Here is a 7,805-nt window from a genome sequence, read left to right as displayed (position 1 = left end):
GGCCTGGACCGGCGGCGCGGTGATGGCCGACGCCTCCCTGAACCGGCGGATGACGGTGCGGCTGGCGGAGGCGGTCGCCTATGCCCAGATCGGCATTGTCGGCTTCGACGGGCAGATCGAGCTCGAGGCGCTGCGGCTCTACGGCCTGCCAGAGCACGCCCCGGCGCTGCTCTGCGGCACGCCCAACCTGCCGGTGGGCCAGCGGGAGTTTGCCGCCGAGGTCTCCTGGGACCTGCCGAACCTGGCCCCGGGCGCCACTAGCCTGCTCGACGTGGCAGTCACCGGCTGTCGGCAAGGCGACCTGGCTGATGCGGCGCTGGCCTCCTCGACCCGCTTCACCGAGCTCGACGCCGCGGCCTGGACCAACAACACGGTCCGGGTGATGGCGCGCAACATCTCGCCCTCCGCCACCTTCGACCTCAGGCCGGCCACGCTTTCCGTGGCGGTGACGAAGCGGCGGATCCCATAACCGTCCGGGCGGGAGAAAGCGTGCGAGCGGTCCTGCGCGTGCCCCCTCGGTCCGCGCTTGCCGCAGCACACAAGGCCCGGCAGCCGTGCAGCCTCAGGCTCGGCTCGCTGCCATTCCCCACTATCACGCAAGATTCGCCCCGCGCAGCACGTCCCGCGGTCTCCGCAAAGCTAGTGGCTCCCCGAACGTGGGTTGAGCACGTCGTTCAACCCATCGCCTGCAAGGTTGATGGACATGACCGTAAGCGCGATCGCCGCCCCAGGCAGTGCCGTCAGGTACCAAGCGGTACGGAGGAGCTGCCGCCCGTCGCCGATCATGCTGCCCCAACTCACCAAGTTGGGGTCGCCCAGGTTGAGGAAGGAGAGCCCCGCCTCGGTGAGGATGGCATTGGCGACCATCACCGAAGTCGTGACGACGATCGGCGGCAGCGCATTCGGCAGGATGTGCCGGAGGATGATGCGCGACGGCCGGGCGCCCGAGACCAGCGCCGCCGCGACGAAATCCGCGCTGCGCAGGCTGCGGAACTGCGCTCGCACCAGCCGCGCCACCGTGGGCCAGGACGCCACGCCGATCGCCACCGCGATGGCGGGCGCCGAGGGCTCGCGGATCGAGACAAGGACGATGACCAGCAGGAAGGCCGGCACAGTCTGGAACAGCTCGGTGACCCGCACCAGCAGATCGTCCACCCAGCCGCCGCTATAGCCGGCGGCCGCGCCGATGGCGGTGCCGATCAGCAGCCCGATGCCGGCCGCGCTGACCCCCACCAGCAGCGAGACCCGCGCCCCATGCGCGAGCCCGGCCGCCACGTCGCGGCCAAGGCTGTCCGTGCCGAGGGGGAAGGCGGGATCCTCGCCGGGCCACAGCGCCGGCATGCCGACCATGTCCAGCGGGTCCCCCGGGAACAGCCAGGGGGCGCTGAGTGCCACCAGCACCACGGAAGCGAGGATCAGGATGCCCGCGGTGAAGGACAGGTTGCGCAGCGCGGCGCGCAGCGTCCGGTGGCGCCGCCAGAAATTGTCCAGGCTCATGTCAGGAGAGGTCGGTGCGCGGGTCGATCCATGCCTGCAACAGGTCGACCGCGGCATTGGTCAGGATGACCAGCATGGAGGAGAGCAGCAGCACGCCGAGCAGCACGTTGAAGTCCCGCCCGGTCACCGCCTCCAGCGCCAGGCGCCCCATGCCGGGCCAGCTGAAGACCGTCTCCACCACCACCGCGCCGCCCAGCAGGTTGCCGAGATGCATGCCCGCGACCGTCGTCACCGGGATGAGGGCGTTGCGCAGGGCGTGCCGCATCCGGATGACCAGGGGCGACAGCCCCTTGGCAACCGCGGTGCGGATGTAGTCCTGCTGCAGCACCTCGAGCATCGTGGCCCGGGTGAGCCGCGCATAGACCGCAATGAAAAAGGAGGCCATGGCAAGCGCCGGCAGCACCAGATAGGGCAGGCGGTCCCGCAGGAAGTCGAGGCCGGTCGGGGCGATGCCGATGGTCATGCTGCCGCCGCTCGGCAGCCAGCCGAGCTTCACCGAGAACAGGACGATCGCCATCAGCCCGATCCAGAAGCCCGGGGTCGAGTAGAAGAACAGCACGACCACCTGCAACACCCGGTCCGGCCAGCGCCCGGCATGGATCGCCATGACCGAGCCGGCAATGATGCCGAGGCCGAGCGCGAGGCCGAGCGCCGCGAGCATCAGCACGAGCGTGTTGGGCAGCCGTTCCAGGATGAGCTGCGAGACCGGCGTCCCGAAGCGGGTGGAGTAGCCCAGGTCGAGCTGCGCCACCCGCCACAGATACCGCCCGAGCTGGAGCAGGATCGGATCATCCAGCCCGGCCCGGCTGCGGATCGCCGCCAGAGTCTCTTCCGTCGCCGCACCGGATTCGCCCGCCAGTACATCCGCCACGTCGCCCGGCATGAGCTGCAGCAGCAGGAAGCACAGGATGACGATGCCGAGGATCGTCGGCACTGCCTGCACCAGGGTGCGGCGCAGCGACCTGCCGGTGCGGTAGGCGAGACTCACGCGGCGGCTCCCTCAGGCATCGACATAGGCATCCGCCAGATTGGCCTCGATGCCATTGGCGGTCAGCGAATGGTCATGGACGCGCTTGTTGTAGATGGTCAGGAAGACCGGCGAGGCGATGTTGATGTCCGGCACCTCGGCCGCGACGATGCGCTGGAATTCACGGAACAATTCGACGCGCCGGGCCGGATCGTTCTCCACCGCCGCCGCCTCCAGCACCCGGTCCACCTCCGGGTTGGCGTAGTGCGTGCAGTTGGAGAAGGGCACGCCGCGGATGAAGTTCTTCGACCAGTAGGTGCGCTGCACGCCGACGGTGGGGTCGAACAGGTTGCTCAGCCCGTTGGTGGTGAAGGCGAAGTCTCGGTCCGTATAGACGCGCTTCACGAAGCTGCCGGTGTCCTGGGCGCGGATATCCACCGCGATGCCGATGCGGCCGAGGGTCGCCCGCAGGATGTCGGACAGCCGCCGCGCCTCGTCGAGCACGGGGTTGAAGTCCAGCGGCACGCGGAACCGGGTGCGGTTGGCGCCGCGGCGGAAGCCCGCCTCATCCAGCAGCTTCTCGGCCTTGGCCAGGTCAAAGGGATAGGGCGAGGGCGTCGGGTCGTGGAACTCCCGTAGCCCCGGCGCGATCGGCGAGGCGCAGGGCACCGCGTTGCCGAAGAAGGCGACGCGCGCGATGAACTCGCGGTCGATGGCGTGCGCCACCGCCTGCCGCACCTTGAGATGGCGGAAATACTCGTTATCCAGGTTGAACTCGAGCTTGGTGACGTTGAAGGAGTAGCTGTTCCCCTTCGTCTCGAAGCGCAGGTCCGGATGGTGGCGCAGCCGCTCTACATCTGCGAGCCCGACCGGCGTGCGGTAGCCGAGATCGACCTGGCCCGTCTCGAAGGCGGCAGAGCGCGCCGCGGCGTCGGGGATGAAGCGGATGATGAGTTGATCGAGATAGGGCTTGGGCGCGTCCCAGTAATTCGGATTGCGCGCATAGATCACGTGGCTGCCGCGCACCCATTCCTTGAAAATGAACGGGCCCGTGCCGATCGGCGCCGCATTGTTCGGGTTGGAGGCAGCGTCGGTGCCTTCGTAAATATGTTTCGGGAGGATGGGCGCCTCGGCGCCGGCCAGCGCCTTGATGAGATAGGGCGCAGGCCTGGACAGGCGCACCTCCGCCGTCAGCGGATCGGGGGTCAGCACCTCGGTGAGGTTGGCGAAGGTGCTGCGACCACGCGGATGGACCTGCTTCAGCAGCAGCAGGGAGAAGGCGACGTCCGCGGCGGTGAAATCCTTGCCGTCGTGCCACTTTACGCCTGGGCGGAGCCGGAAGACGTAGCGCAGCCCGTCCGGCGAGACGTTCCATTCCGTTGCCAGCTCCGGCTGCGGATTTAAGTCGAAATCGTATCGCAGCAGCCCCTCGGTTACCTTGCCGGAGACGCTAAGAGCCGGTGTGACGACCGTGGTGGCAGAGACGAGCGCGGTCGGTTCGCTGGATAGAGCGATGGTCAGCGTGCCGCCGCGCCGGGATTCGGCGCGCAGCCCGTACGGCGCCAGAGCGCGGGCCGAGGCCCCAAGCAGGGCAAGGCGGCGGGTCACGGGCAGGCCGATCGCTGCATTCTGGCCAGCGTCATGGATGATGCCCATCTGGGTTGTCTTCCTCTAGCGTACAGGCGGCGTCGTCAAGAGCGCAGGCGGGAGAGCTCTGGCCTCACGGCCGGACATGGCGCAACCCTAGATTTAGCCACATGGATATGCGCCGCGATCTTTTGCGGATCCGCGCGAAGGGCGTGTTACGAAGAGGCAGTACATCAGTACAGCGGACCTTTTAACCTTCCGCTTTTACCTGGTCACGCGCGACATTGTCAGACCATGCACCACGTCTCTCTGTGCACCCTAACGCATGCCAATAACGCACCCCAATGAGCTGTCAAAGCGCTCGGGAGAAATACGAAGAAAATTCGTTCTTCGCAGAAGGGGGCGTTGGAAGCGCCGCTCATGCCCAGGTTCCTGACAGGCAAGCTGCAAGGTGGGCCATGACAACCGGACAGAGCGCATAAAACGCTTGCGAGACGCCGAAACGAGGGCGCAACGCGCCGAAACTGCACAGACTGAGTTTGTGGCGGGTGGAATTGCGCCTATGAGATAAGTGAATATATGCATGGCTCAACTCATAACAGGAAGATGGAGCAGTGCGCACTGCCGCGCCTGCCATATGACCGCTTACGCAGGGCCCGCTGATGCCAGCGAGCCAGCTCGTGTCTGTCCGCCGCGCCGGGCGGCCCAGCGGTCCTGACGCCCGGTATCTCAGTCCGGCTGCCGCGAGCATGTTCCGGGCTGGCTTGGGAGGTATTGCGCGAAGACCTTGGCCGGACGGACTGCGTCGGCGACGCTGTGTGGCTGGGCTGGGGTGCGAACTTCATCCATCCAACCTTCCCACCGGGGCAGGAACCCAGGCTGGCCGATTTCGTTCGCGCACAGGAAGGGGTCGTCTCCCCTGGCCTGCAGTTGGTGGTGCTGGCGCTTTTACCGGATTGAGACTGGGAGCCGCAGGCCCGCGTTCGCAGGTCATCGGCTTCGCCGCCCGCGTGGGTCGGACCCGCCGCGGCGGGGAAGGTTGAGGCACGCGCTTTGGTGCGTCCTGGCGGGCGAGATGCGGCCGTGCTCTCGCCCTTCCATGCCCTCATCCAGGCCCATATCCTCGCGACCGAGCGCCTGCATGGGGACGACACCACCGTCCCGCTGCTCGTCCGCGGCAGGACGGTCGCGGCCCACTTCTGGGCTTATGTGCGGGACGACCGGCCCTTTGCCGGACCAGCCCCGCCCGCGGCCGTGTTCCATTTCTCGCGTGACCGCTCGGCCGAGCACCCGAGACGGCACCTGCCCCCATATTGCGGGATCCTCCAGGCCGACGCCTATGCCGGGTTCGGCGAGCTCTGCCGCTCCGACCGCAAGCCAGGGCCGATCACCGAGGCGGCTTGCTGGGCACACTTCCGGCGCAAGGCATTCGAGCTGGCCGAGGTCGCCCGAGGCCCGCTCGCCGCCGAGGCCGTGCGGCGCACCGATCGGGTGTTCGACGCCGAGCGGGCGGTGAACGGGTGCCCGGCAGCCGACCGGCTCCAGCACCGCCAGATCGGCGTAGCCCCGCTCGTCGCCGATCTCCGCGCCTGGATGCTCGAGACCAAGGGGAGGCTACCGTGCCACAACGACGTCGCCAAGACGCTGGACTACGCCCTCAAGCTGGGAGGCGTTCACCCGGTTCCTCGACGACGGCCGGGTCTGCTTGACGAATAATGCAGCCGGGCCGCATTGCCTGCCAACTAGAGCAGATCGCCGTAGGGCGGCATCGCCCGAAGGCGTGAATCTGCTCTGCAAACAAAGGCGTAGAGCGTTTTCGGTGAACGCATGTAAACCGAAAACGCTCTAGGCGTCTGGATAGCTGCTGGTCACGGCGATCTCGTGACCGACCGCAATGTTGAGCAGAAGGCACCGGCTATTTCCGGTTCCAGCGAGGCGCGCTCGATGGGCTTCGACATAGGCGCATGCCTAGGCTTGAACCTAGGCCCTCACGGTTGCGCCGCCTGTCCGGTCGAATTGGGGGCCGCTCCAAGGACAGAGTCGGCAACTGAACCCTAAACGCCGTCGTCGCGCGCCCTAGGCATTTACAGGACAAAGCGGACAACCCTTGCTATTGCTCCCTAACGGTGTCCAGCACCACATGCCTCATCGCTGCGCCTCCTCCCGCACCAGCTGCCTGATGCGCCGCTGGGCGAAATGGCGGGACAGGCCGGTCGGCACCACCACATCCGCCAGCCGCCGCTTCACCCGATCCGGCGTCTGCCGCGCCAGGATGGCGGCGAGGCGCGCCGGGGTCATGCCCTTGCGGCGCAGCACCCGCCAGCGCTGCACGGCGGCTGGGGCGGAGACCACCACCACTAGGTCGCAGCGCCCCTGGCCCTTGGTCTCGAACAGCAGCGGGACGTCGAGCACCGCGAGCCGCTCCGCCCGGCGGCGGGCGGCGGCGAGGAAGCGCTGCTCCTCCCGCCGCACCAGCGGGTGGATGATGCGCTCCAGCCGGGTCAGCGCCGCCGGGTCCGGCAGCACGGCGCGGCGCAGCGCCTCCCGGTCCACCACGCCCTCCTTCACCGTGCCAGGAAAGGCGGCGGCGATGGGGGCGACGGCGCGGCCGCCCTTCGCCTGCAGCCTGTGGACCGCGGCATCGGCATCGAAGACCGGCACGTGGAGGCGACGGAAGGTGGCGGTGGCGGTGGATTTCCCCATGCCGATCCCGCCGGTCAGGCCAATGATCTTCATCTGAGCGGGATGTCCCCGCCGACGAATTCCTCCAACTCGCTGTCCACCTGCGGCATCGTGCCGAACCACTCGGAAAAGCCCGGCCGCGCCTGGTGCAGCAGCATGCCGAGCCCGTCCACGGTGCGCAGTCCCCGCGCCCGGGCGGCGGCGAGCAGCCCGGTCTCCCGCGGCACATAGACGATGTCGGCGACGATGGCCGTGGCGGGCAGCGGCGCCAGATCCAGCACCAGGGGCGGCTGGCCCTGCATGCCCTGGGAGGTGGTGTTGACCAGCAGCGCGGCGCCTTCCAGTGGCGGGCGGTCGGCCACCTCGATCGGGCCGCTCAGCGCCTGGGCCAGCGCCTCCGCCCGCGCCGGGGTGCGGTTCACCAGGGTGAGGCGCGGGCAGCCGGCATCCAGCAGCGCCGCGGCGATGGCGCGGGCCGAGCCGCCGGCGCCGAGCACCACCACCGGGCCGGCCGCCGGGCTCCAGCCGGGGACGGAGGCCATGGCGTGCGCCAGGAAGCCGAAGCCATCGGTGTTGGAGCCCTCGATCCGGCCGTCCCGGAAGACCAGGGTGTTCACCGCCCCGGCGCGATGCGCCGTGGCATCCACCCGGTCGCACGCGGCGAAGGCGGCCTCCTTGTGCGGGATGGTGACGTTGGCCCCGGCGAAGCCGAGATCGGCCAGCGACCGCACGGCGTCGGCGAAGCGCTCCGGCCGCACCGGCAGGGGCATGTAGGCGCCATCGATCCCGTGCCGCCGCAGCCAGAAGCCGTGCAGCCGGGGCGAGCGGGAATGCGCCACGGGCCAGCCCAGGATGCCGGCGAGGCGCGAATGGCCGGAGAGAATCGTCATGCGCCATGCAAAGCCGGCGGCCGGGTTGCGGTCAATGCCGTGGCGATGCGATGGCGGGCCGGGCAGGGGCCAATGGCCGCCGGAATCGGGAAGGGCCGTAGGCGCTTGCCCGCCGCTGCCGCCTCCGGCGCGGCGACCGGCCAGGGCAAGGGGCCCAGTCGGGCGGCGTCGCGCAACCGGGC

General features: G+C 68.9%; 5 protein-coding genes and 2 pseudogenes. 2 read left to right on the top strand and 5 right to left on the bottom strand.

Features of this window, described 5'->3' with window-relative positions:
* Positions 1-469 (top strand): annotated as a pseudogene (locus NJ376_RS20130) (hypothetical protein); the annotation flags it as partial.
* A gap of 170 nt (positions 470-639) precedes the next feature.
* Here the strand turns inward: NJ376_RS20130 and NJ376_RS20125 are convergent.
* From NJ376_RS20125 to NJ376_RS20115, 3 genes are read right to left on the bottom strand one after another with little or no spacing between them, the layout of a single operon-like run.
* Positions 640-1,497 (bottom strand): ABC transporter permease, encoded by an 858-nt coding sequence (locus NJ376_RS20125; protein ID WP_252955084.1) that lies wholly within the window; start codon positions 1,495-1,497, stop codon positions 640-642.
* Position 1,498: 1 nt separating this feature from the next.
* The gene (locus NJ376_RS20120; protein ID WP_252955083.1) at positions 1,499-2,485 is read right to left on the bottom strand and encodes an ABC transporter permease; all 987 of its coding nucleotides are present in this window, start codon (positions 2,483-2,485) and stop codon (positions 1,499-1,501) included.
* A 12-nt stretch (positions 2,486-2,497) separates the two neighbouring features.
* Positions 2,498-4,120 (bottom strand): ABC transporter substrate-binding protein, encoded by a 1,623-nt coding sequence (locus NJ376_RS20115; RefSeq protein WP_252955082.1) that lies wholly within the window; start codon positions 4,118-4,120, stop codon positions 2,498-2,500.
* Between the two features lie 999 nt (positions 4,121-5,119).
* On the opposite strand from NJ376_RS20115, the pseudogene tnpC reads away from it, so the two are divergent.
* Positions 5,120-5,774 (top strand): annotated as a pseudogene (gene tnpC, locus NJ376_RS20110) (IS66 family transposase); the annotation flags it as partial.
* A gap of 422 nt (positions 5,775-6,196) precedes the next feature.
* On the opposite strand, the gene coaE reads toward tnpC, so the two are convergent.
* Positions 6,197-6,787, bottom strand: coding sequence for a dephospho-CoA kinase (gene coaE / locus NJ376_RS20105; RefSeq protein WP_252955081.1), 591 nt, complete (start codon positions 6,785-6,787; stop codon positions 6,197-6,199).
* A complete protein-coding gene (locus NJ376_RS20100) occupies positions 6,784-7,623 on the bottom strand; it encodes a shikimate dehydrogenase (RefSeq protein WP_252955080.1) in 840 nt (279 codons plus the stop codon). Before NJ376_RS20100 ends, coaE begins: the two co-directional genes overlap by 4 nt.
* Between the last annotated feature and the right edge of the window lie 182 nt (positions 7,624-7,805).

The organism is Siccirubricoccus soli, assembly GCF_024178315.1.
GTDB lineage: Bacteria > Pseudomonadota > Alphaproteobacteria > Acetobacterales > Acetobacteraceae > Siccirubricoccus > Siccirubricoccus soli.
The sequence above is the reverse complement of the archived record's forward strand: the minus strand, read 5'-3'. Positions and strand labels throughout refer to the sequence as shown.